At 70.7% G+C, this 22,567-nt stretch carries 22 protein-coding genes and 3 pseudogenes; 18 read left to right on the top strand and 7 right to left on the bottom strand.

Features of this window, described 5'->3' with window-relative positions:
• Positions 1 to 78: 78 nt before the first annotated feature.
• From LOK55_RS06010 to LOK55_RS06000, 3 genes are all read left to right on the top strand, one after another.
• Positions 79 to 1,245, top strand: a complete 1,167-nt coding sequence (locus LOK55_RS06010; protein ID WP_229934655.1) for an XdhC family protein — start codon at positions 79 to 81, stop codon at positions 1,243 to 1,245.
• Complete coding sequence (locus tag LOK55_RS06005; protein ID WP_196323514.1) at positions 1,242 to 1,793, top strand: NTP transferase domain-containing protein; 552 nt, start codon at positions 1,242 to 1,244, stop codon at positions 1,791 to 1,793. Before LOK55_RS06010 ends, LOK55_RS06005 begins: the two co-directional genes overlap by 4 nt.
• 82 nt (positions 1,794 to 1,875) lie before the next feature.
• Positions 1,876 to 2,253 carry a DUF1761 domain-containing protein gene (locus LOK55_RS06000; protein WP_308066642.1) on the top strand — a complete coding sequence of 126 codons (378 nt, stop codon included), beginning with the start codon at positions 1,876 to 1,878 and terminating at the stop codon, positions 2,251 to 2,253.
• A gap of 214 nt (positions 2,254 to 2,467) precedes the next feature.
• Here LOK55_RS06000 and purQ read toward each other — a convergent pair whose 3' ends face one another.
• Positions 2,468 to 3,175, bottom strand: coding sequence for a phosphoribosylformylglycinamidine synthase subunit PurQ (purQ, locus tag LOK55_RS05995; protein WP_229934654.1), 708 nt, complete (start codon positions 3,173 to 3,175; stop codon positions 2,468 to 2,470).
• Positions 3,172 to 3,417 carry a phosphoribosylformylglycinamidine synthase subunit PurS gene (purS, locus tag LOK55_RS05990; protein WP_229934653.1) on the bottom strand — a complete coding sequence of 82 codons (246 nt, stop codon included), beginning with the start codon at positions 3,415 to 3,417 and terminating at the stop codon, positions 3,172 to 3,174. The genes purQ and purS overlap by 4 nt, the downstream gene beginning before the upstream one ends.
• A 224-nt stretch (positions 3,418 to 3,641) precedes the next feature.
• On the opposite strand from purS, the gene LOK55_RS05985 reads away from it, so the two are divergent.
• From LOK55_RS05985 to LOK55_RS05965, 5 genes are all read left to right on the top strand, one after another.
• Positions 3,642 to 4,916: an ABC transporter substrate-binding protein gene (locus LOK55_RS05985; RefSeq protein WP_229934652.1), complete on the top strand. Its 1,275-nt coding sequence runs from the start codon at positions 3,642 to 3,644 to the stop codon at positions 4,914 to 4,916.
• Positions 4,917 to 4,979: 63 nt separating this feature from the next.
• Entirely contained in the window at positions 4,980 to 6,062 is a 1,083-nt protein-coding gene (locus tag LOK55_RS05980; RefSeq protein ID WP_229934651.1) for a carbohydrate ABC transporter permease, read from the top strand.
• A complete protein-coding gene (locus LOK55_RS05975; protein WP_229934650.1) occupies positions 6,059 to 6,967 on the top strand; it encodes a carbohydrate ABC transporter permease in 909 nt (302 codons plus the stop codon). The genes LOK55_RS05980 and LOK55_RS05975 overlap by 4 nt, the downstream gene beginning before the upstream one ends.
• Before the next feature lie 27 nt (positions 6,968 to 6,994).
• Positions 6,995 to 8,509: a GH1 family beta-glucosidase gene (locus LOK55_RS05970; protein WP_229934649.1), complete on the top strand. Its 1,515-nt coding sequence runs from the start codon at positions 6,995 to 6,997 to the stop codon at positions 8,507 to 8,509.
• Between the two features lie 10 nt (positions 8,510 to 8,519).
• Entirely contained in the window at positions 8,520 to 9,533 is a 1,014-nt protein-coding gene (locus LOK55_RS05965) for a LacI family DNA-binding transcriptional regulator (protein WP_229934648.1), read from the top strand.
• Positions 9,534 to 9,697: 164 nt separating this feature from the next.
• Here the strand turns inward: LOK55_RS05965 and LOK55_RS05960 are convergent.
• From LOK55_RS05960 to LOK55_RS05950, 3 genes and pseudogenes are all read right to left on the bottom strand, one after another.
• Positions 9,698 to 10,093 (bottom strand): annotated as a pseudogene (locus LOK55_RS05960) (VOC family protein); the annotation flags it as partial.
• Positions 10,094 to 10,287: 194 nt separating this feature from the next.
• Positions 10,288 to 11,628 (bottom strand): uracil-xanthine permease family protein, encoded by a 1,341-nt coding sequence (locus tag LOK55_RS05955; protein WP_229934647.1) that lies wholly within the window; start codon positions 11,626 to 11,628, stop codon positions 10,288 to 10,290.
• Positions 11,629 to 11,746: 118 nt separating this feature from the next.
• Entirely contained in the window at positions 11,747 to 12,709 is a 963-nt protein-coding gene (locus LOK55_RS05950) for a phosphoribosylaminoimidazolesuccinocarboxamide synthase (protein ID WP_229934646.1), read from the bottom strand.
• 127 nt (positions 12,710 to 12,836) lie between these two features.
• On the opposite strand from LOK55_RS05950, the gene LOK55_RS05945 reads away from it, so the two are divergent.
• The 3 genes from LOK55_RS05945 to LOK55_RS05935 are packed head-to-tail and all read left to right on the top strand — an operon-like array spanning position 12,837 to position 15,791.
• Complete coding sequence (locus tag LOK55_RS05945) at positions 12,837 to 13,808, top strand: intradiol ring-cleavage dioxygenase (protein WP_229934645.1); 972 nt, start codon at positions 12,837 to 12,839, stop codon at positions 13,806 to 13,808.
• Positions 13,809 to 13,812: 4 nt separating this feature from the next.
• A complete protein-coding gene (locus tag LOK55_RS05940) occupies positions 13,813 to 14,310 on the top strand; it encodes a PadR family transcriptional regulator (RefSeq protein WP_229934684.1) in 498 nt (165 codons plus the stop codon).
• A complete protein-coding gene (locus LOK55_RS05935) occupies positions 14,307 to 15,791 on the top strand; it encodes a DHA2 family efflux MFS transporter permease subunit (RefSeq protein WP_229934644.1) in 1,485 nt (494 codons plus the stop codon). The genes LOK55_RS05940 and LOK55_RS05935 overlap by 4 nt, the downstream gene beginning before the upstream one ends.
• A 175-nt stretch (positions 15,792 to 15,966) precedes the next feature.
• Here LOK55_RS05935 and purD read toward each other — a convergent pair whose 3' ends face one another.
• Positions 15,967 to 17,268, bottom strand: coding sequence for a phosphoribosylamine--glycine ligase (gene purD / locus LOK55_RS05930; RefSeq protein ID WP_229934643.1), 1,302 nt, complete (start codon positions 17,266 to 17,268; stop codon positions 15,967 to 15,969).
• A gap of 332 nt (positions 17,269 to 17,600) precedes the next feature.
• On the opposite strand from purD, the gene LOK55_RS05925 reads away from it, so the two are divergent.
• The 5 genes and pseudogenes from LOK55_RS05925 (at position 17,601) to LOK55_RS05915 (ending at position 19,153) form a co-directional block, all read left to right on the top strand.
• Positions 17,601 to 17,990, top strand: a complete 390-nt coding sequence (locus tag LOK55_RS05925) for a sterol carrier family protein (RefSeq protein WP_229934642.1) — start codon at positions 17,601 to 17,603, stop codon at positions 17,988 to 17,990.
• A gap of 136 nt (positions 17,991 to 18,126) precedes the next feature.
• Positions 18,127 to 18,204 (top strand): annotated as a pseudogene (locus LOK55_RS14395) (hypothetical protein); the annotation flags it as partial.
• Positions 18,205 to 18,250: 46 nt separating this feature from the next.
• Positions 18,251 to 18,481: pseudogene (locus tag LOK55_RS14390) on the top strand (integrase core domain-containing protein); the annotation flags it as partial.
• A gap of 146 nt (positions 18,482 to 18,627) precedes the next feature.
• The gene (locus tag LOK55_RS14030) at positions 18,628 to 18,759 is read left to right on the top strand and encodes a hypothetical protein (RefSeq protein WP_268252363.1); all 132 of its coding nucleotides are present in this window, start codon (positions 18,628 to 18,630) and stop codon (positions 18,757 to 18,759) included.
• Positions 18,760 to 18,811: 52 nt separating this feature from the next.
• Positions 18,812 to 19,153 carry a potassium transporter Trk gene (locus tag LOK55_RS05915; RefSeq protein WP_229934641.1) on the top strand — a complete coding sequence of 114 codons (342 nt, stop codon included), beginning with the start codon at positions 18,812 to 18,814 and terminating at the stop codon, positions 19,151 to 19,153.
• A 48-nt stretch (positions 19,154 to 19,201) separates the two neighbouring features.
• Here LOK55_RS05915 and LOK55_RS05910 read toward each other — a convergent pair whose 3' ends face one another.
• A complete protein-coding gene (locus LOK55_RS05910; protein ID WP_229934640.1) occupies positions 19,202 to 19,816 on the bottom strand; it encodes a zinc-binding alcohol dehydrogenase in 615 nt (204 codons plus the stop codon).
• Positions 19,817 to 19,930: 114 nt separating this feature from the next.
• Between LOK55_RS05910 and purM the strand changes: the two genes are divergently transcribed.
• Entirely contained in the window at positions 19,931 to 21,061 is a 1,131-nt protein-coding gene (gene purM / locus LOK55_RS05905; RefSeq protein ID WP_229934639.1) for a phosphoribosylformylglycinamidine cyclo-ligase, read from the top strand.
• A gap of 37 nt (positions 21,062 to 21,098) precedes the next feature.
• Positions 21,099 to 22,562, top strand: coding sequence for an amidophosphoribosyltransferase (gene purF, locus LOK55_RS05900; RefSeq protein WP_229934638.1), 1,464 nt, complete (start codon positions 21,099 to 21,101; stop codon positions 22,560 to 22,562).
• Positions 22,563 to 22,567 lie beyond the last annotated feature (5 nt).

Raw genomic sequence — 22,567 nt, 5'->3', positions numbered from 1 at the left:
GAGTGAAACAGGTGCTCGTTTCGAGGGTGTTTCGTGACCGCAACACGGCCGCAATCCGGGGCGCATACCGTGAAGGACATGCGTGAGATCCTGCCCGTCGCGTCCCGGTGGGCCCGCGACGGGAGCCCGTTCGCGATGGCGACGGTCGTCGGTGTCGCCGGCAGCGGGCCGCGCGAAGTCGGCGCGAGCATGGTCGTCTCGGCGGACGGCGCGGTATTCGGCACGGTGTCGGGCGGATGCGTCGAGGGCGCCGTTTACGAGCGCTGCCTCGAGGTGCTCGCGGGAGCCCCCGCCCTCGTGGATCGTTTCGCCTACAGCGACGCCGACGCCTTCGCGGTCGGGCTCACGTGTGGAGGGACGATCGATGTGCTCGTCCGCGCTGTGCCGCCGGGCAGCGCCGCGGCGGCGGATGTGCAACTTCTTGCGGCGCGCGAGGAGGCGGCGATCGCCACGCAGTACACGCTCGTCACGGCGGGGCCCGACCTTGGCCGGGGGAGTGTCGCCGACGGCGAGGCGAGCGTGGGCGAGAGCGTGCGCGGCGCGGCGGTGCGGCCTCTGCAGGATGCCGTGACGCTGCACGTCGGCGTTCCCGGCCAGCTCATCATCGTCGGCGCTGTCGAGTTCGCGGTCGCACTTGCGCGTCTGGGCACGGCGATGGGGATGAGGGTCGCCGTGGTCGACCCCCGCCCGGTGTTCGCGACCCACGCGCGCTTTCCGACCGCGGAGGTCGTCGTCGACTGGCCCGATCGCTATCTGAAGACGCAACCGCTCGGCGCGCGGACGGCTGTATGCGTCTTGACGCATGACCCGAAGTTCGATGTGCCCGCGATGCGTGTCGCGCTGGTTGCGCCCGTCGGCTATATCGGCGCGATGGGCAGCCGGCGCACGCACGAAGACCGGCTGCGGCGGCTCGCTGCGGCAGGCGTTCCCGAGACGGCCGTTGCGCGGCTGCGCTCGCCGATCGGACTCGACCTCGGTGGCCGCACGCCGGAAGAGACGGCGCTGTCGATCCTCGCCGAGATCGTGGCCGATCGCCACGGCGCCGGCGGTGGTCGCCTGTCGGAGTTGCCGGGGGCTGTGCACGCCGATGCGGCCGAGCGGGCCGCTGGCGCATCCGGGGGTGTCATCGGCGCCGCGCTCACATCCGCACCCGCCGCGCCCGTACCCGCAGACCGCGCCGCGTCGGACGCCAGTATGCCGTCGACGGCATGCACCTGGATGTCCGACGCCGCCGTCCTGCCATGACGGTCTGCGGCATCGTCCTCGCCGCCGGCGCGGGGACGCGCTACGGCGGGCCGAAGGCGCTTGCGCGCGACACGGACGGCACACCGTGGGTGGCCCGGGCGGTCGACACGCTCGTCGCAGCCGGGTGCGCACCCGTGATCGTCGTCCTGGGCGCGCGCCGCGACGCGGCCGCCGCGCTGGTGCCGCGCATGGCAAGGATCGTCGCGGCGCCGGAGTGGGCCGAAGGCCTGTCGGCGTCCGTGCGGGCGGGGCTCGCCGCGGCATCCGCCACGAGCGCCACGGCGGCGCTGATCGTGCCGGTAGACCTGCCCGACCTGACGGCATCCGCGTGCGCGCGCGTCATGGCGTCGCCGACCGCGGATGCCCTGCGCCAGGCCGTCTACGACGGCGAGATCGGGCATCCCGCCCTCATCGGCCGCGACCATTGGGAAACCCTCGCCGCGCAACTCAGCGGCGACCGCGGCGCAGGGGCCTATCTGCGCGCGCACGGCGCGACGCCCGTCGAATGCGGCGACCTGTGGCACGGCCGCGACATCGACATCCGATGAGCGCGGACGCGTCCCCGGATGCCACGGCGTTGCCCTGGCATCCGGTCCGCGCTGACGAGTAGCCTCACCACAGGAGGCCACGATGATTCCCGAGATCAACTACTGGGCTGTGCTGATCGCGACGATGGCCGCGATCGTGATCGGCTCGATCTGGTACACGCCGAAGGTGTTCGGCGACCGCTGGAAGCGTTGGGCAGATGTGAAGGACCCGCAGACCACCACCGAGGCGTGGCTGCCGATCCTCGTGTCGATCGTGCTCGCATTCCTGCTCGCGTGGGTGCTCGCCGGCTCGGTCGCGATCGCGTGGCACTTCTACGGCGGCAGCTACTTTTCGTCGGCGATCGTGACGGGACTCACCCTGTGGGCGGGCTTCACCGCGGGGCGCCTCATCACGCACGAGGTCTTCATGGGACGCCCGTCGCAGCTGACGATCCTCACGAACTCGTGCTCGTCGTGGTGATGTCGGTCGTCATCGGCGCCTGGCCACCCGCCGGCACCGTCTGAACTCCGGATGCCCGGGCGCGCGCACCCCGCACGCCGCGCGCCGCGTTCGCCGACTGCGCCGGTTTGTGCCGACTGCGCGGGTTATGGCGGGGGCACAACCGGCGCACTCGGCAACAAGCAGCGCACTCGGTGCGGATGCCCGGGCGAGCGCACCCCCGCCGCCGTCGCGGTCAAGCCGCGGCGGCGGTGAGCGAGGCGATCGCCGAGGCGAAGAACGGCAGGCCGTCCACGCCCGAGCGCATCGCGGCGGCCGTGTTCGGGCCGAAGCCGGGCTCGACGGCGTGCTCGGGGTGCGGCATGAGGCCCACGACGTTGCCCGCCGGGTTGGTGAGCCCAGCGATGTCGTCGAGCGAGCCGTTCGGGTTCACCCCGACGTAGCGGAAGGCCACGAGCCCCTCGCCCTCGATCTGCGCGAGGGTATCGGCACTGCAGATGTAGCCGCCGTCCGCGTTCTTGAGCGGGATCGTGATCTCCTGCCCGACCTCGAACTGCGAGGTCCAGGCGGTCGACGCGTTCTCGACGCGCAAGCGCTGGTCGCGGCGAATGAACTGCTGGTGCGCGTTGCGGATCAGGCCGCCCGGTAGCAGGTGCGCCTCGACGAGCATTTGGAAGCCGTTGCAGATGCCGAGTACGGGCATGCCCTTCGCCGCGGCATCCTTCACCTCGGTCATGATCGGCGACAGCGCCGCGATCGCGCCGGCACGCAGGTAATCGCCGTAGCTGAAGCCGCCCGGCAGGACGAGCGCGTCGACGCCCTCCAGGTCGTGCGAGCCGTGCCACAGCGCCACCGGCTCGGCGCCGGCGAGGCGGATTGCGCGGCGGGCGTCGCCGTCGTCGAGCGACCCGGGGAAGGTGATGACCCCGATGCGGGCGGTCACTCGACGACCTCGATGCCCACGACGTCCTCGATGACCGAGTTCGAGAGGATCTCGTCCGCGAGGGTCTGGACAGCGGCGCGGGTCTCGTCGGAGGCATCCGCCACCGTCAGCTCGAACCGCTTGCCGATGCGGACACCCTCGAACCCGTCGTATCCGAGCCGGGCGAGCGCGCCGGCGACGGCCTTTCCCTGCGGATCGAGCAGCTCGGCCTTGGGCATGACGTCGACGACGATGGTGGGCATTCGAGGCTCCAGGAGTCGCGGGATGAGGGTGCGGCCAGTCTATCCGCCTCGGCTCGTGACCGAATCGTGACCACCTGTCATGGGAGCGCTCCCATGCCATTTTGGGAGCGATCCCATAGCGTCTTGGTCATCTGGTGAGAGCTCCCAAACCGCTGGACGAACAGCGGCAGGCGCCACCGCCGGACGAAGCACCCTCGCACCCACACACCACAAAGGAGTGACACGTGAACACACGCGCACTGCGTCGCATCGGCCTCGTCGCCGGCGTCGCCGCCACCTCCGCCATCGTCCTGGCCGGCTGCGCCGGCGGCAGCGGCGGCGATGCGACGGCAGACCCCAACGAGAAGGTCGAACTGACCGTCGCCACCTTCAACGACTTCGGGTACACCGACGAGCTGCTCGCCGAGTACACGAAGGAGCACCCGAACGTCACGATCGTGCACAACAAGGCCGCCACCTCGAACGACGCGCGCGCCAACTACTTCCAGAAGCTCGGCAAGACCGGCCTCGCCGACATCGAGGCCATCGAGATCGACTGGATGCCCGAGGTCATGAAGTACGCCGACCTGCTGGCACCCGTGCCCGACAGCCTCAAGGGCCGCTGGCTCGACTGGAAGGAGAAGGGCGCCACCGACTCCGAGGGCAACCTCATCGGCTACGGCACCGACATCGGCCCCGAGGGCGTCTGCTACCGCTCCGACCTGTTCGCTGCGGCGGGCCTGCCCACCGACCGCGACGAGGTCGCGAAGCTGCTCGAGGGCGACTGGGCGAAGTACTTCTCCGTCGGCGCCGACTACACCGCCAAGACCGGCAAGGCGTTCTTCGACTCGGCCGGCGGCACCTACCAGGGCATGATCAACCAGGTCGAGGCGGCCTACGAAGACCCCTCGAGCGGCAAGATCGACATCGACCCGCAGGTCGAGAAGCTCTACAATCAGGTGCTGGGCGCCGCGTCGACCCAGTCGGCGCACTTCAGCCAGTGGTCGGATGACTGGTTCGCGGGCCTGTCCAACGGCGCGTTCGCGACGATGCTCTGCCCGGGCTGGATGCTCGGTGTCATCTCCGGCAACGCCAAGGACGTCAAGGGATGGGACATCGCCAACGTCTTCCCCGGCGGCGGCGGCAACTGGGGCGGTTCGTACCTGACGGTCCCCGCGAACGGCAAGCACGTCGCGGCGGCGCAGGAACTCGCTGACTGGCTGACGAGCCCGGAGACGCAGCTCAAGGCCTTCACCAACGCGGGCACCTTCCCGAGCCAGCTCGACGCCATGAAGTCGGACACGCTGCTCAGCGCGACCAACGAGTTCTTCAACAACGCCCCGACCGGTCAGATCCCCACGGATCGCGCCAACGCGGTGACGGTGTCGCCGTTCAAGGGCCAGTTCTACTTCCAGATCAACGACGCGATGCAGAAGGCTCTCACGCGCGTCGAAGAGGGAACGCAGGACGCGGCCGCCTCGTGGGCCCAGTGGAAGACCGAAGTCGACGCCATCAAGTAACCCCCTTCTCACCGGCCGCCCCCGCGCGGGGCGGCCGGTGAGACCCCGAAAGGACCGGTCGACATGACCAGCACCGCGGCACGCCCGACGAAGCGCATCGGCTTCGGCAGCAAGATGAGCGCGTGGGACCTGAAGATCTCGCCGTACCTCTACATCTCGCCGTTCTTCATCCTCTTCTTCGTCGTCGGACTGTTCCCCCTCGGGTACACCGCGGTCATCTCGTTCATGGACTGGGACCTGGTGCGGGGCTCCGGCACGTTCGTCGGCTTCGACCAATACGCCACCGTGCTCGCCGACCCGAAGTTCTGGACGGCCCTGCGCAACACGTTCAGCATCTTCCTGCTGTCCACCGTGCCGCAGCTGATCGCGGCGGTGTTCATCGCGGCGATGCTCGACCAGAACATCCGCGCCAAGACCTTCTGGCGGATGGGCGTGCTGCTGCCCTACGTGATGGCGCCCGTGGCCGTCGCGCTCATCTTCTCGAACATGTTCGGCGACCAGTACGGCATCGTGAACACCTGGCTCGGCGCCATCGGCCTCGACCCGGTGAGGTGGCACTCCAACGCGTTCGCGAGCCACATCGCGATCGCGACGATGGTGAACTTCCGCTGGACCGGCTACAACACCCTGATCCTCCTCGCCGCGATGCAGGCGATTCCCCGCGACTACTACGAGGCGGCGACCGTCGACGGCGCCGGCAAGGTGCGCCAGTTCTTCGCGATCACCCTGCCGAGCCTGCGCCCGACGCTCATCTTCGTGATCATCACCTCGACGATCGGGGGCCTCCAGATCTTCGACGAGCCGCGCATGTACGACCAGTACGGCACCGGCGGCGCGAATTACCAGTGGCTGACGATCACCCTCTGGCTCTACAACATCGGCTGGGGCGAGTGGAACTTCGGCCGGGCCGCGGCGCTCGCCTGGATCCTGTTCCTCATCATCCTCGTCATCGGCGTGATCAACCTCTTCATCACCCGCAACCTCGTGCGCGACGAGGGCAGCCGCAGCGACCTCACGCGGGCTCAGATGCGCGCCGCGCGACGGGATGCCAAGGCATCCGTCGCGGCGGATCGCGTGGCATCCCGCACCGCATCCGCGCAGCGCACCGCGCATACCACCCACCACACCGAGGAGGTCTCGCGATGACCGTTCTCAACGAGCAGCCCGTCGCCGTCGTCGACGACGACGTGGTCGCCACCACGAAGACCCGGCGCCCGCGCCACGTGAAGGGCACCCGCCCCGGCTGGTTCATCTACGCGTGCCTGGGCGTGGTGCTGCTGGCGAGCGTGTTCCCGTTCTACTGGTCGCTGCTCATCGGGTCGGGCGACTCGTACACGATCCGCGACCCCCACATGTCGTGGATCCCGGGCGGCAACTTCTTCTCCAACGCGGCGAAGGTGATCAACGACCCGGCAGTGAACTTCTGGGTCGCCCTGTGGAACTCGATCATCAGCTCGGGCCTCATCGCCCTGTCGGTCGTGTTCTTCTCGACGCTCGCGGGCTGGGCGTTCGCGAAGCTGAAGTTCCGCGGATCGAGCTGGCTGCTCGTGTTCGTCATCGCGACGATGGCCGTTCCCACGCAGCTCGGCGTCGTGCCGCTGTACATCCTGTTCAGCGACCTCGGGTGGACGGGGCAGCTCGGCGCGATCATCGTGCCGGCCCTCGTCAGCGCCTTCGGCGTGTTCTGGATGACCCAGTACCTGCGCCAGGCCGTGCCCGACGAGCTCATCGAGGCCGCGCGCGTCGACGGGGCGACCTCGTTCCGCACGTTCCTGACCGTCGGCCTTCCCGCCGCCCGACCGGCCGCCGCGATGCTCGCCCTGTTCACCTTCGTCTCGGCGTGGAACAACTTCTTCTGGCCGTTCATCGTGCTCGACCGGCAGAACCCGACCCTGCCGGTGGCGCTGTCGCTCTTGCAGTCGAACTACTTCGTCGACTATTCGATCGTGCTCGCCGGCGTGCTGCTGGCGACCATCCCGCTGCTGATCCTGTTCGTCTTCGCCGGCAGACAGCTCGTCAGTGGCATCATGCAAGGTGCGGTCAAGGGCTGACGCCCGACCGGCCTCGGAAGGATCATCATGAGTGAGAACCCCCGCGCCTTCGCGCCCGGATTCCTCTTCGGCGCCGCGACGGCCGCCTACCAGATCGAGGGCGCCGCCTTCGAAGACGGCCGTACCGCCTCGATCTGGGACACGTTCAGCCGCGAGCCCGGCGCCGTGCTGCACGGCGACACCGGCGACGTCGCGTGCGACCACTACCACCGCTACCCGGCCGACGTCGCGATGATGCGCGAGCTCGGGCTCGACACCTACCGGTTCTCGGTGTCATGGGCGCGGGTGCGACCCGACGGCGGTGCGGTCAACCAGAAGGGCCTCGACTTCTACAAGCGGCTCGTCGACGAGCTGCGCGAGAACGACATCCTGCCCTGGCTGACGCTCTACCACTGGGATCTGCCGCAGGCGATCGAAGACCGCGGCGGTTGGACGGCGCGGTCGACCGCCGAGCAGTTCACCGAGTACGCGCTGTCGGTGCACGACGCGCTCGGCGACCGGGTGCAGCACTGGACGACCCTCAACGAGCCGTGGTGCTCGTCGTTCCTGAGCTACACCGCAGGCATCCACGCACCAGGTCGCACGAGTGTCACCGACGGCGTGCTCGCCGCGCACCACCTGCTGCTCGGCCACGGGCAGACGGTGCGCGAGCTGCGCGCGCGCGACGCGTCGCTCGACCTCGGCATCACGCTGAACCTCACCGTCGCCGAGCCGGTCGACCCGGGCGTGCCCGCCGACGTCGACGCCGCCCGCCGCATCGACGGTCAGTTCAACCGCTGGTTCCTCGACCCGATCTTCCGCGGCGCCTACCCGACCGACGTCGTCGAAGACATCCGCGCCGTCTCGCCCGCCGCGATCGCCGCTCTCGACGAGGCGACCCTCCCCGGCGACCTCGAGGCCATCGCCACGCCGCTCGATGCGCTCGGCGTGAACTACTACCACGGCGAGTTCGTCGGCGGATCACCCGACCCGCACGCGCCCGCCTCGGGCGACGCGCCCACGACGCGCGAGATCACCTCGCCGTTCCCCTCGCACGAGCGGATCTTCTGGCACGACCGGGGTCTGCCGCGCACCAACATGAACTGGGAGGTCGACCCCGCCGGCCTCACCACGCTGCTCGAGCGGGTGTGGCGCGAGTACGCGCAGCCCGCCGGCACCGTGCTGTACGTCACCGAGAACGGCGCGTCGTACGACGATGTGGTGGATGCCTCGGGATCGGATGCTGCCGACGGGTCGGGCGCCGCGGCGCGGCGCGTGCACGACGTCGAGCGCACCGCGTTCCTGCGGGCGCACCTCGGCGCGATCCGCGACGCGCAGGACGCCGGCGTCGACGTGCGCGGCTACTTCTACTGGTCGCTCATGGACAACTTCGAGTGGGCGTGGGGTTACGGCAAGCGGTTCGGCATCGTGCACGTCGACTACGACACCCAGGAGCGGACGCTGAAGGACAGCGCGCTGGAGTATCGTCGGGTGATCGCCGCGCGCGCCATCGATGTGGCCCCGGCATCCCCCGTCGGCGAAGCCGCCGCCGCTCAGAGATAGGCCTGCCCACGTGACCATCGAGACGCCGCGTGCGGCAGCGACGATCGAAGAGGTCGCGGCGGCCGCCGGAGTGTCGCGCTCGACGGTGTCGCGGGTCGTGAACGGGTCGACGGCGGTCAGCCCGGCTGCGCTCGAGGCCGTGCAGCGGGCGATCGCCGAGCTCAGCTACGTGCCCAACCGGGCGGCGCGTTCGCTCGCCTCGCGGGCGACGATGGCGATCGCGCTGGTCGTGCCCGAAGACACGACCCGGTTCTTCGGCGATCCGTTTTTCGCGGCGGTGGTCTCGGGCATCAACGCGCGGCTCAGCCGGTCGGACTACGTGCTGAACCTCATCATCGCGAGCGACGATCCCCGCGACAAGACGGCGGCGTATGTGCGCAGCGGCGCGGTCGACGGGGCGATCGTCGTGTCGCACCACACGAGCGACACTTTCATCGACCGCATCGCCACGTCGGTGCCGGTGGTCTACGGCGGTCGGCCCGCGCGGGCGCGCGAGAACGACTACTACGTCGACGTCGACAACACCGCCGGGGCTTACGACGCGACGAAGTACCTGATCGACAAGGGTTTCCGGCGGATCGCGCACATCTCTGGACCGGTCTCGATGCCCGCCGGGATCGACCGTCTCGCCGGGTTCCGCTCGGCCCTCGCCGACGCCGGCATGGTGCCCGTCGCCGTCGAGGACGGCAACTTCACCGCCGACGGCGGGTCGGCGGCGATGGCGCGGATTCTCGAGTCCGCGGCCTCCTTCGACGCGCTCTTCATCGCGAGCGACCTCATGGCGCGCGGCGCTCTGGCCGTGCTCGGCCGGGCGGGCATCCGCGTGCCCACCGACGTCGCGATCATCGGGTTCGACGATTCGCCGGTCGCCACGGCGGTGCAGCCGAACCTCACGACCGTGCGCCAGCCCTCGCACCAGCAGGGCCAGCAGATGGCCGAGGTGCTGCTGCGGCTACTCGCCGGAGGCACGCCCGAGCACGTGACCGTGCTCGACACCGAGCTCGTGGTGCGCGCCTCGGCCTGAGGGGCGGGGCGGGCTGGGAGAGCGCGCGGCGCGGACTGTTCGCCATTCAGTCTCCCGGGGCGGGTGTGACGGAACGTTCCGCGGAAACACGCGGTTCGTGCGGCGCGCGGCGGCCGCGGAGACTGAATTGTGCACGGGTTCCGCCCGGAACCGACCCGGATGCCTCAGGCGAGGGCCGCGCGCAGCTCGTTGTTCCAGGGGTCGACGAACGTCACGGCGCGGCCGTCGTCGCGCACGGCGACGCCGTGGTCGCGGAGGCGCTCGGTGAGGGCGCCGAGGCCATCGGCATCCGGCAGCGCCAGTTCGACGCGACCGAGGCCGAGCGCGGGCATCCGCGGCCCCGCACCGCGGGAGTTCCAGACGTTCATCGCCATGTGATGGTGGTAGCCGCCGGCGCTGACGAACAGGGCCGATCCGGGCATGGAGGCCGTGGTCTCGAACCCGAGCGCGTCGACGTAGAACGCGCGGGCGGTGGCCACGTCGCCGACCGACAGGTGCACGTGGCCGATCGCCGCGGCGTCGCCGGCCGTCGCGCCGTCGGCGGCCGCTTCGCTGAGGTGGGGCGGCGGCCGGCTCCCGCTACAAAAACCAGCATCGGCGCTAGAAGAATCCTGTCGCGGATGCTGGTTGTTGTCGCGCCTCCGGCGAGGGGCCGCGGAGTCGCAGCAAGGTCGGGTCCCACGGTGCATCTGACCCAGGGATGCCTCGCGCGCGAGCGGCTCGCGCGCGAGGCATCCGGGTCGGTTCTGGCGGGTTACTCCGGGTCGCCGCCGAGCTGGCCGATGGGCACGATGGGGCCGCCGTCGTCGGCGCCGGTCTTGCGCCAGCGGGCGATCGCGTTGCCGCCGTGGTAGATCACGAGCGCGGCGACCGTGCCGAGGACGATGGCCGAGAACGTGAGCGAGCCGATGCCCATCGTGAACCCGGCGATCGCGATCACGAACGAAACGGCGACCGTGTACTGGTTGACCGGGCGCGAGAAGTCGACCTGGTTGTCGACCCAGATCTTGATGCCGATCACGCCGATGAGGCCGTACAGCGCGGTCGTCGCACCGCCGATGACGCCCGCCGGGATCGTGTTGATCACGGCGCCGATGGCGGGGGAGAACGACAGCAGCACGGCGATCGCGCCGGCCACCCAGTACGCCGCCGTCGAGTAGACGCGGGTCGCCGCCATGACGCCGATGTTCTCGCCGTACGTGGTCGTCGCCGAGCCGCCGAACAGGCCCGCGAGGGTGCTCGCGACGCCGTCGGCGGTGAGCGCGCGGCCGGTGCTCGCGTTGATGGTGGGGTCGCCGGTCATCGTGGCGACGCCGCGCACGTGCCCGACGTTCTCGGCGACGAGCACGAGGATCACCGGGAGGAAGATCGGCAGCAGGCTCCACGAGACCGGGTCGCCGAAGGCCGGCAGGTGGAACTCGGGCAGGCCGACGAGCGGGGCCGCGGCCACGGCATCCCAGTTGACCTGGCCGGTGATCGCGGCGATCACGTATCCGACGACGACGCCGAGGAAGATCGAGATGCGCCCGAGGAATCCGCGGAACAGCACGCTGAACAGGATGATCGCGACGAGGGTGACCGTGGCCACGAGCGGCTGGAGCGTGAAGTTGTTCCACGCGGCGGGGGCGAGGTTCAGACCGATCAGGGCGACGATGGCGCCGGCGACGACCGGCGGCATGAGCTTCTCGATCCAGCGGGTGCCGACCTTCTGCACGAGCAGGCCGACGAGCGCGAGCAGCACGCCGGTGACCGCGACGCTGACCATCGCCTGCGTGATCTGCTCGGTCGTCTCGAGCGTCTTGCCGCCGTTGTAGGCCTGGATCGGGGCGATGAACGCGAACGACGACCCGAGGTAGCTCGGCAGCTTGTTGCGCGTGATCACCAGGAACAGAATCGTGCCGACGCCCGAGAAGAACAGCGTCGTCGAGACGGGGAATCCCGTCAGGATCGGCACGAGGAACGTGGCGCCGAACATCGCGACCACGTGCTGCGCGCCGATCGCGATGGTACCGGGCCAGCTCAGGCGCTCGTTGGGCTTGACGACGGCGCCGGGTTCGACGGTGCGGCCGTCGCCGTGCAGGGTCCAGATGGGCATGCGGGTGCTCCTCGAGGGTGGAGAGTGCGGCGGTCGGCGAGGGATGCCGCCGCTCAGGCTACCTGGGAATCCCCTGTGCGCCGCGCATGCGCGCCGCGGTGGCGTGCGGCCGCGCGGGTCAGGCGGTGAGGCGGGCGAGGAGTTCGCGGTACTTGTCCGCGGTGCGCTCGACGATCTCGGCGGGCAGCTCGGGTGGAGCGCCGGCGCCGTCCCAGTGCGCGGACAGCCAGTCGCGGACGATCTGCTTGTCGAAGCTCGCCATGCGCTCGGCGGGCGTCCCCCCAGCGGCCCACGCCGAGGCATCCCAGTACCGCGACGAATCGCTCGTGAGCACCTCGTCGGCGAGGGTGAGCACGCCGTCGTCGTCGAGTCCGAACTCGAACTTCGTGTCGGCCAGGATCAACCCGTGCGCCTCGGCGGTCGCCGCCGCGCGACGGTAGATCGCGAGCGACGTGTCGCGCAGCTCCGCCGCATGCTCGACGCCCACGAGTTCCTCGGCCTGCGCGAACGAGATGTTCTCGTCGTGCTCGCCCATCGGCGCCTTGTATGCGGGCGTGAAGATCGGCTCGGGCAGGCGGTCGCCGTCCGCCAGGCCTGCCGGCAGCGGGATGCCGCAGACGGTGCCGGATGCCTGGTACTCCTTCCAGCCCGACCCGGTGAGGTAGCCGCGCACCACGCACTCGATCGGCAGCATGTCGAGACTGCGGACGACCATCGCGCGCCCGGCGACGGCCGCGGGGATGAGGTCGACCAGGTCGTCGGCGGTGTTCGCCTCGCCGTCGGCGCCGAGGGTGAGCACGTGGGAGGGGGCGAGGTGGTTCGGCACCCGCTCGCCGCCGTCGGCGCCCGCGAGCTGGTCGAACCACCACAGGCTGAGCGTCGTCAGCAGCACGCCCTTGCCCGGGATGCCCGGGCTCAGCACGTGGTCGAACGCGCTCACACGGTCGCTCGCGACCACCAGCATCCGCTCGTCCGCTCCGGGTCCGACCGCGCCCGGCCGGGCGTGGTCGGGGCGGTAGAGGTCGCGCACCTTCCCCGAGTACACGTGGGTCCAGCCGGGCAGGTCGAGGGGATCCGTCACCGCTCCATTATCGCGAGCGCGCGGCGTCGCCGTCACCGGCCGCTCGCGCCCGCCCCGCCCCACCCCGCATCGCCAACCCATAGCCGCGCCATAGCCCGGTGATCGGCGGCGAGAGGATGCTGGGCGCATGATTCCCGAAGCCGACCCCACGCCCGACGGCCCCCAGTACGAGGGTCGACCGCTCGATCGCCCCGACGACGAGGTCGTCGATCAGGGTGCGGGGTTCGATCTGCGCACGCTCGTGTCGCGGCGGGGCATCCTCAGCATCGCCGGCCTCGGCGTCGGCGCGGCGGCGCTCGCGGCGTGCACCGCGGTCGGAAACGCCGCGGCCTCGCCGTCGGCGACGGGCGCCGCCACGCCCAGCCCGACACCCACGCCCACCCCGACCCCGACGCCGACCGCGACCGCGCCGCTGCCGGCGGGCGAGATCCCCGACGAGACGGCCGGCCCCTACCCCGGCGACGGGTCGAACGGCCCCGACGTGCTCGAGCAGTCGGGCATCGTGCGTTCCGACCTCCGCAGCTCGATCGGCGGCGGAGCCACCGCCGACGGAGTGCCTCTGCAGTTCACGCTACGCATCACCGACATGGCGAACGGCGACACCCCGTTCGCCGGCGTCGGTGTCTACGCCTGGCACTGCGACGCACAGGGACGCTACTCGATGTACTCCTCCGGCGTCGAGAACGAGAGCTACCTGCGCGGCGTGCAGGTGACGGATCCCGACGGTCAGGTCACCTTCACCTCGATCGTTCCGGGGTGCTACTCGGGGCGTTGGCCGCACATCCACTTCGAGGTCTACCCCTCCGTCGACGCGATCACCGACTCCGCCAACGCGATCGCGACGTCGCAGCTCGCCTTCCCCGAGAGCATGCTCGGCGGCGTATATGCCCTCCCCGCCTATGACGGGTCGGCGGCGAACCTCGCCGGGGTCACCCTCGCGAGCGACAACGTGTTCGGCGACGACGGCGGCGCGCTCCAGGTCGCGACGGTCACAGGCGACGCGTCGAGCGGCTTCTCCGCAATGCTCGTGGCGCGAGTCGACACCACCACCGCGCCGACCGGCGGCTCGATGCCCGGCGGCGGCCCCGGCGGGCGCTGACCGCATCATCGCGCTCACCAACGGCACGGTCTACCACACGGTCGCGCGCCTCGAACGGCTCGGCCTCGTCTCCGAGGTGGGCGTCGACCGCGAGGGCAACCGGCCCGAGCGCACGACGTACGCCCTGACGGATGCCGGTGACGCGGCCATCACCGACTGGGTGCGTCGCGAGCTGCCGCGCCTCGGCCGGCCCACCGAGTATCGCGTCGCTCTCGCCGAGGCGCACAACCTCGGCCGCGAGGAGACCCTCGCCCTGCTGCGCCGCCGGCTCGCCGCCCTCGAGGAGGCCCTCCACGTGTACCGGACCGGGCTCGCGAAGGCGCGCGGCGGCACCGTGTTCGAGCAGTACCTCGTCGAGGCCGACCGGGAGTTCGCGCTCCTCACGGCCGACCGCGCCTGGCTCGCCGCCTTCCTCGACCGGCTTGCCCACCCCGACTTCGTGTGGGGACCACACGAGACCGACGACCGTTACCTGGCTCAGAGAGAGGCCGCACGGCAATGACCGAATCATCCACCACTCGCGACACGGGGGCGGCGACCACGCCCGCCCGCAGCCCATGGCCGGCGCTCTGGGCGCTCGTCATCGGGTTCTTCATGATCCTGGTCGACACGACCATCGTCTCCGTGGCGAACCCCGCCATCAAAGCCGCCCTCGACCCCGACACCGCCAACCTCGACAACGTCGTGTGGGTCACCTCGGCGTATCTGCTCGCCTACGCGGTGCCGCTGCTGATCACGGGACGCCTGGGCGACCGGTTCGGCCCGAAGAAGATCTACCTCATCGGGCTCGCGATCTTCACCCTCGCCTCCCTCGGCTGCGGACTGTCGTCGACGCTCGAGATGCTCATCGTGTTCCGCGCGGTGCAGGGCTTCGGGGCATCCCTCATGACGCCGCAGACGATGGCCGTCATCACCCGCACCTTCCCGCCGAACCAGCGCGGCGCGGCGATGGGCCTCTGGGGCGCGACCTCGGGCGTCGCGATGCTCGTCGGCCCGCTCGCGGGCGGCCTGCTCGTCGACGGGCTCGGCTGGGAGTGGATCTTCTTCGTCAACCTGCCCGTCGGGATCATCGGCTTCGTGCTGGCCTGGATGCTCGTGCCGAACCTCGAGATGCACCGCCACCGCTTCGACATGGTCGGCGTGTTGCTGAGCGCAGTGGGACTCTTCCTCGTCGTGTTCGGTCTGCAGGAGGGCGAGCACTACGACTGGGCGCCGTGGGTGTGGGCGATGATCGTGGGCGGCGTGCTCGTCATGGCGCTGTTCATCTGGCAGCAGTCGCGCACGAAGAGCGAACCGCTCGTGCCGCTCGCGCTCTTCCGCGACCGCAACTTCTCGGTCGCGAACATCGGCATCGCGACCGTCGGCTTCGCCGTGACCGCTATGTCGCTGCCGATGATGTTCTTCTACCAGCTCGCCCGCGGGCTCACCCCGACCGAGTCGGCACTGCTGCTGATCCCGATGGCCGTGTTCGCCGGTGTGCTCGCCCCGATCGCCGGACGCGTGCTCGACCGCGTCGACCCGCGGCTGCTGCTCGTGCCCGGGCTGCTGCTGAGCGCGATCTCGATCTTCTGGTACTCCGCGCTGATTCACCCCGACACCCCGATCTGGATGTTCCTCCTGCCCTCGGCGCTCATGGGCATCGCGCAGGCCGGGATGTGGGGGCCGCTCGCGACCACCGCGACCCGCAACCTGCAGCCGCGCCAGGCCGGCGCCGGCTCGGGCATCTACAACACGACCCGCACGATCGGGTCGGTGCTCGGCTCGGCCGCCATCGCCGCGCTCATGCAGGGCCGGCTCGAGGCGAACCTGCCCGGTGCCGCCGAGGCCGGAGGCGACTTCGCCGCCGGTCAGCTGCCCGACATGGTCGTCGGAGGATTCTCGGATGCCATGGCGCAGACCATGCTCCTCCCCGGCATCGTGCTCCTGGTCGGCGTCGTCGCGGTGCTGTTCATGCAGCGGCCCCCGCACCTCGGGGAGCGCTGAGGGGCGCTGGCGGGGGCTCGCGCCGGCCGCGTCCCGCGGGTGCGGCCGGCGGCCGGCTGGTGTGGCCGCCGGCGGGCTCGCTGGATTCGCAAACTCGCCACAGAATCGGATGCCTCGGCATCCATTCTCCGAATCTGTTGCTGATCTCCGATTCTGGTGAGGGCCGGCGCGGGGCTTACTCGGCGGCGGTGCGGGCGACGACGGCGGCGATGTCGGTCCGGAAGTGCGCGCCGTCGAGGGTGATCTCGTCGAGCGCGGCGTACGCGCGCTCGCGCGCCTGCGCGAAGGTGTCGCCCGTCGCGATGACGTTGAGCACGCGGCCGCCGGTCGAGATGAGGTCGCCGCCGGGGGCATCCGGCCCCGCGGTCGCCGCGTGCGCGAGGTGCACGCCGGGGGTGGCGGCCGCGGCATCCAAGCCGCCGATCGTGCGGCCTGTCACGGGCGCCTCGGGGTAGCCCTCGCTCGCGAGCACGACCGTGATGGCGGCGATGTCGGCGAAGGTCGGCTCGGGCTCGTCTTCGAGGGTGCCGGATGCCGCGGACATCAGGAGTCGCGACAGCGGGCTCGTCAGGCGGGCGAGCACGACCTGCGTCTCGGGATCGCCGAAGCGCGCGTTGAACTCGATGACCTTGATCTCGGTCGCCTCGCCCTCGCCGGTGAGGATGAGGCCGGCGTAGAGCAGTCCGATGAAGGGGGTGCCCTCGGCATCCAGCTGTCGGATGACGGGTTCGGCCACCTCTGCGGTGACGCGCTCGATGAACGCGCGTTCGCTGCCGAATCGCTCGGCGAGCCACGGCAGCGGAGAGTATGCGCCCATGCCGCCGGTGTTGGGGCCGGCGTCGCCGTCGTAGGCGCGCTTGAAGTCCTGCGCCGGCGCGAGCGCGCGGACGGTGTCGCCGTCGCTCACGAAGAAGAGCGAGACCTCGGGGCCGGAGAGGAACTCCTCGACGAGCACGGGGCCCGTGGGGAGGAACGCGTCGGCGTGGGCGAGCGCGGCGGTGCGGTCGTCGGTCACGATGACGCCCTTGCCCGCCGCGAGCCCGTCGGCCTTGACGACGTAGGGCGCGCTGTAGGCGTCGATCGCCGCCTCGACCTCGGGGCGGGTGGTCGCGCGGGTGGCGCGGCCGGTGGGCACGCCCGCGGCATCCATGATGCGCTTCGCGAAGGCCTTCGATCCCTCGAGCGCCGCGGCGGCCTTGCCTGGGCCGAAGACCGGGATGCCGCGCTCGCGGAGCGCGTCAGCGACCCCCGCGACCAGCGGCGCCTCGGGGCCGATGATGACGAGGTCGATCTGCTCGTCGTTCGCGTACTCGGTGACGGCCGCGGGAGAGTTCGCGTCGAGCGTCGACACGAGCGTCGCGTCGGCGGCGATGCCGGCATTGCCCGGCGCCGCGAAGAGCTCGTGGCCGCCCTCGGCCTTCAGAGTGAGGAGCAGGGCGTGCTCGCGGGCACCGGAACCGAGGACGAGAATGCGCACGCCGCCAGCCTACCGAGCGGCCGGGGGCGGGCGTCGGGGTGTTCGGGCGTCGGGCGGCTCGGTTGCCGGGGTCGGGCGGTGGGGGCGTCGCCCCGATCTGTACCGTTTGCAGGATCTATCGACGAGTCGGCGGGGCGGACCTGCGGAATTCCGCGGGTCGAGGCGCGTGGGAGGGGCAGCGATCCTGCAAACGGTACGCGCGGGGCGGGGGAAGGCGGTTCGCCATTCGGTCTGCGCGCGGGTGAGGGGGACGCGACGTCGCGGAATGACGGGGCGCGACGGGCGCGCGCGGTGCGGGGAGACTGGATTGCGGACGCACTACCGTGGATGCCATGGCGCGGAAGATCTCCACCGAGGACGGGCGCGCGGCGCTCGCCGCGGTGGCGGCGGCGCGCGAAGCCGCGGGCGGCAGCGGTGACGGCGGGCTGGCCCTGCCCCGCGCCCAGACGGCGACGGCGGTGCGGTATCTCCTGCAGCTGCTCGCCGAGAAGGAACCGGGCAACACGGTCGAGGTGCGTGTGCCGCCGTTCGGCGCCGTGCAGGTGATCGAGGGGCCCCGTCACACCCGCGGCACCCCGCCGAACGTGGTCGAGACCGATGCGGCCACCTGGATCGACCTCGCCACGGGCGCCGAGGCCTGGCCGGATGCCGTCGCCGCGGGCCGCATCGCGGCATCGGGCACCCGCGCCGACCTCGCCGCCCTGCTGCCGCTCCGTCCCTAGATGTACTGACCCGGATCGTTGTTGACGTAGGAGAGACCTCCGTAGTCGAGTTGGAGCTGTCTAGGTTCCCTCGAGTCCACGGAGGTCTCTCGTGTCCCACGCTAACGCCCGGCTGACTCCGGCCGGCAGGTTGATCATGGTCCAGCGCATCGGGTCGGGGCGTGCGGTCGCGCACGTCGCGGCGGAGAGGGGGATCTCCCGCACGACCGCGTGGCGGTGGTGGCGTCGGTTCCGGGAGCACGGCACAGCGGGGTTGGTGGGTGGCGCCTCCACGGCCGCGGGCAGTGCCCTGCGAGGACAACGCGTTCGCCTACCGCCACTCCGCCGCGTTCAAAGCCGTGATCGACACGCACGCCATCAAGCAGCGCTTCATCAAGCCGCACTGCCCCTGGACCAACGGGAAAGTGGAACGCCTGAACCGCACTCTCGCCACCGAGTGGGCCTACGCCCGCCCCTGGACCTCCAACGACGACCGCAGAGCAGGCTTGACGACCTGGCTCGACCACTACAACCTAGACAGAGCCCACCTCGGCATCGGCGGCAAGACCCCCATCGACCGAATCAACAACGGTCGAGGCCAGTACACCTCGGCCCCGCGAACACGCCGATCACCGCGCAGCCGCAGCGCGCGGGCCTGGTGCCGAACGCCACGAACGGCGTGCCGCCGATCGTGCCGCCGCTGCTGGCGTCGGCCGCGGCCCTCAGTATCGCGATCGTGTCGGTGCTGAGCATGATGCGCGTGCTGCCGTGGCAGCGCCGGCTGGGCTGATCGCGCGAGACGGGCGGCCGCCGAGGCGACCGGCCGGTGGGACAATGGAGGGATGACCGAGCGCGCCCAGCACCAGATCGAGACCGCGCACGTGCGCCGGAGCCCCCGGTACGCGATCTTCTTCGTGCTCGGCGCGATCCTCGGCATCCTCGCCGCGCTCATCCTCACATTCGCCTTCGACGGCACCGAGGAGAAGAGCGCGTCGACGCAGGTCATCTACTCGACCTCGCAGGTCTTCGGATTCCTGTGCCTCGTGTGCATCCCGATCGGCATGGCCGTGCTCGGCGCGGTCGCGCTCATCCTCGACCGCCGGCTGTCGCGCCGCCAGCACGAGGTGCGCGTCGACCACGAGCGCGTCGAGGTCGACTACCCCGACGACGACACGACGGTCTGACGCCGGAAGACCGGGCACCGAAACACCCGGGCGCCGAAAGACCGCCCGTCAGGCGATGTCGGCGATGACCGGCGCGATCGCCGCGTCGAAGGCCACCACGTCGCTGCGCAGCGAATCGGTGACGGCGACGGTGAGGGCGCCGATCCACCACACGCCGCGCTGCGTCAGCGGCAGCACCTGCACGTTCAGCTCGAACGAGTGCGCCCGGCGGCCCGCGTGCCGCTCGTGCTGGGCGATCGCGCTCGCGTACGCGCGGTAGGCCGACCCGCCCGACCGGGCGTCGGCGTGCGCGCGGGCGTGATAGCGCTCCGACGCCGCGCGGGCGTAGGCCACGGCATCCTCGCCGTACGGCGTAATCGCGGCGATCAGCGGGTCGAAGCCCTCGGTGGGCAGTGCCACCAGCATCTCGAAGCCGGGCACCAGCTCGAGCGGCACCGGCGACGTGTGCGCCTGCGGCTCGACCGTCATCTCCCAGTACGTGCGCCAGAGGCGATCGAGCGTGGCGGTGTCGTCGTACTCGCTGGATGCCGCGGGCGGCATATTCCGCAGATGCGGCAGCTCCTCGGGCGAGCGGATCCCGAGCACCTGCCGCAGGTACAGCGCGACGAGCACCGGCATGCCGGCGTCTTCGCGCACGACCCACTCCGGTGTCTCCGCTGCCATGCCGCCATCCTAGGCACCGCGCTCCTCGCGCCGCCCCTGCTCGCCCGCGCCGGCGCCCCGTCCCCCCACCCGGAGACGGCCGGCGGCACCCGCGCGGGCCGGTAGGCTGTTCGCGTGGCCCCGTCCCCACAGAACCCCTACACCGCAGCCGGCGTCGATACGGCGGCGGGCGACCTCGCCGTCGAACTGATGAAGTCGGCGGTGCGCCGCACCCACGGCCCCGAGGTGCTCGGCGGCGTGGGCGGGTTCGCCGGCCTCTACGACGCGAGCGCGCTGCTCGGCTTCACGAAGCCCCTGCTCGCGACCTCCACCGACGGCGTCGGCACGAAGGTCGCGATCGCGCAGGCCATCGACAAGCACGACACGATCGGCCAGGACCTCGTCGGCATGGTCGTCGACGACATCGTCGTGGTGGGTGCGAAGCCCCTCTTCATGACCGACTACATCGCCTGCGGCAAGGTGGTCCCCGAGCGCATCGCCGACATTGTGCGCGGCATCGCGACCGGCTGCGAGCTCACCGGCACCGCCCTCGTCGGCGGCGAGACGGCCGAGCACCCGGGTCTTCTGGGTGTGAACGACTACGACGTCGCCGGAGCCGCGACCGGCGTCGTCGAAGCGGACGCCGTGCTCGGGGCCGAGCGGGTGCGCCCCGGCGACGTCGTGCTGGCCCTGGCATCCAGCGGCCTCCACTCCAACGGCTATTCGCTGGTGCGCCACATCGTGAGCCGCGCGGGCATCACCTATGCCTCGGATGCCCCCGAGTTCGGCCGCACGTGGGGCGAAGAGCTGCTCGAGCCGACCCGGCTCTACACGCTGCCGCTCCTGCGTCTGCTCGAGGCGGTGCCGGAAGGCATCCACTCGCTCAGCCACGTCACGGGGGGCGGCATCGCCGCGAATCTCGCGCGTGTGCTGCCGGTCGGCACGTGGGTCGAGGTCGACCGGTCGACCTGGTCGCCGGCACAGGTCTTCCGCGTGCTCGCAGACCTCGGCGGACTCGAGCTCGAGAGCACCGAGGGCACGTGGAACCTCGGCATCGGCTTCCTCGCTGTCGTCGCCGCGGAGCGGGCGGATGCCTCGATCGCGGCCCTCCAGGCCGAGGGCATCGACACGTGGCAGGTCGGCGTCGTGCGCGAGGGCGCACTGCCGGAGGACGGCGCCGACGGCTTCGGACACTTCGAGCAGGGCGCCAAGGGTGTCGACGGGGGCGCCGTGCGTCTCGTCGGGTCTTACGCGCACACCGCCTGAGCGCGTCAGCCAGGCAGAAACGGACTGAGCAACACAGATGTGCGGAATCGTCGGTGTCGCCTCGCAGGCGAACGTCAACCAGGAGATCTACGACGCGCTTCTGCTGCTGCAGCACCGAGGGCAGGACTCGACCGGCATCGCGACGGCGGAGCCGAACGGCGTCTTCCACCTCTTCAAGGCGAAGGGCCAGGTGCGCGAGGCGTTCCGCACGCGCGACATGCGGGCCCTCCTCGGCAACATCGGTCTCGGCCACGTGCGCTACGCGACGAAGGGCACCGCGTCGAGTGAGGAAGAGGCGCAGCCGTTCTACGTCAACGCGCCCTACGGCATCGTGCTCGTGCACAACGGCAACCTCACCAACACGCGGGAGCTCACCGACGAGCTGTTCCGCAAGGATCGCCGCCACCTCAACACCAGCTCCGACACCGAGCTTCTGGTCAACGTGCTGGCGAACGAGCTGCAGGCATCCATCTCCGGTCTCGATCTCGACCCGACGCAGATCTTCCAGGCCGTCTCGCGTGTGCACGAGCGCGTCGAGGGCTCGTACGCGTCGATCGCGTTGATCGCCGGATACGGGCTGCTCGCCTTCCGCGACCCGTTCGGCATCCGGCCCCTGATCCTCGGGGTGCGCCGCACCGACGAGGGGCACGACGAGTGGGTCGTCGCGAGCGAGTCGCTCGTGCTCGAGAACGCCGGCTTCGAGGTCGTCCGCGACGTCGAGCCCGGCGAGGCGGTGTTCATCGACCTCGACGGCGCCCTGCACACGCAGCAGTGCGCCGCGAACCTGAAGCTCGTGCCGTGCTCGTTCGAGTACGTCTACCTCGCCCGACCCGACTCGGTGATGAACGGCATCTCGGTCTACGAGGCGCGGCTCCGGATGGGCGACCGGCTCGCCGACACGATCGCGAAGTACACGCCCGCGGGTGCGATCGACGTCGTCATGCCGATCCCCGACTCGTCGCGGCCGGCCGCCATGCAGGTGGCCCGCAAGCTCGGTATCGAGTACCGCGAGGGCTTCTACAAGAACCGCTACGTCGGCCGCACGTTCATCATGCCGGGCCAGGCGGTGCGCAAGAAGAGTGTGCGCCAGAAGCTCAACGCCATGTCGAGCGAGTTCAAGGGCAAGAACGTGCTGCTCATCGACGACTCCATCGTGCGTGGCACGACGTCGAAGGAGATCATCCAGATGGCGCGGGATGCCGGTGCCGAGAGTGTCACCTTCGCGTCGGCCGCGCCCCCCGTGCGCTACCCGCACGTGTACGGCATCAACATGCCCTCGCGCCACGAGCTCGTCGCTTACGGCCGCACGATTCCCGAGATCGCCGCCGAGCTCGGCGCCGACTACCTGGTCTACCAGGAGATCGGCGACCTGAAGGCGGCGATCCTCGAGGGCGCGACGGGCGTCGACGACCTCGATCTGAGCTGCTTCGACGGTCGCTACGTCACCGGCACCGTGACCGAGGAGTACCTCGCCTGGGTCGAGGGTTCGCAGGAGAGCTGACCGCC

Origin of the sequence: Microbacterium sp. F2E, assembly GCF_020905435.1 — a bacterium.
GTDB classification, from domain to species: Bacteria; Actinomycetota; Actinomycetes; order Actinomycetales; family Microbacteriaceae; genus Microbacterium; species Microbacterium lacticum.
Note: the sequence above shows the minus strand (reverse complement) of the source record. Positions and strands in the feature narration are given on the sequence as shown.

What these genes read in the sequence shown, in the direction of transcription:
- LOK55_RS05975 (WP_229934650.1), top strand. Translation starts at nt 6,059, where the DNA reads ATGACCGTTCTCAACGAGCAGCCCGTCGCCGTCGTCGACGACGACGTG.
- purF (WP_229934638.1), top strand. Translation starts at nt 21,099, where the DNA reads ATGTGCGGAATCGTCGGTGTCGCCTCGCAGGCGAACGTCAACCAGGAG.
- LOK55_RS06000 (WP_308066642.1), top strand. Translation starts at nt 1,876, where the DNA reads ATGATTCCCGAGATCAACTACTGGGCTGTGCTGATCGCGACGATGGCC.
- purS (WP_229934653.1), bottom strand. Translation starts at nt 3,417, where the DNA reads ATGCCCACCATCGTCGTCGACGTCATGCCCAAGGCCGAGCTGCTCGAT.
- LOK55_RS05915 (WP_229934641.1), top strand. Translation starts at nt 18,812, where the DNA reads ATGACCGAGCGCGCCCAGCACCAGATCGAGACCGCGCACGTGCGCCGG.
- LOK55_RS05980 (WP_229934651.1), top strand. Translation starts at nt 4,980, where the DNA reads ATGACCAGCACCGCGGCACGCCCGACGAAGCGCATCGGCTTCGGCAGC.
- LOK55_RS05945 (WP_229934645.1), top strand. Translation starts at nt 12,837, where the DNA reads ATGATTCCCGAAGCCGACCCCACGCCCGACGGCCCCCAGTACGAGGGT.
- LOK55_RS05935 (WP_229934644.1), top strand. Translation starts at nt 14,307, where the DNA reads ATGACCGAATCATCCACCACTCGCGACACGGGGGCGGCGACCACGCCC.
- LOK55_RS05910 (WP_229934640.1), bottom strand. Translation starts at nt 19,816, where the DNA reads ATGGCAGCGGAGACACCGGAGTGGGTCGTGCGCGAAGACGCCGGCATG.
- LOK55_RS05970 (WP_229934649.1), top strand. Translation starts at nt 6,995, where the DNA reads ATGAGTGAGAACCCCCGCGCCTTCGCGCCCGGATTCCTCTTCGGCGCC.
- LOK55_RS05925 (WP_229934642.1), top strand. Translation starts at nt 17,601, where the DNA reads ATGGCGCGGAAGATCTCCACCGAGGACGGGCGCGCGGCGCTCGCCGCG.
- LOK55_RS06005 (WP_196323514.1), top strand. Translation starts at nt 1,242, where the DNA reads ATGACGGTCTGCGGCATCGTCCTCGCCGCCGGCGCGGGGACGCGCTAC.
- LOK55_RS05955 (WP_229934647.1), bottom strand. Translation starts at nt 11,628, where the DNA reads ATGCCCATCTGGACCCTGCACGGCGACGGCCGCACCGTCGAACCCGGC.
- LOK55_RS06010 (WP_229934655.1), top strand. Translation starts at nt 79, where the DNA reads ATGCGTGAGATCCTGCCCGTCGCGTCCCGGTGGGCCCGCGACGGGAGC.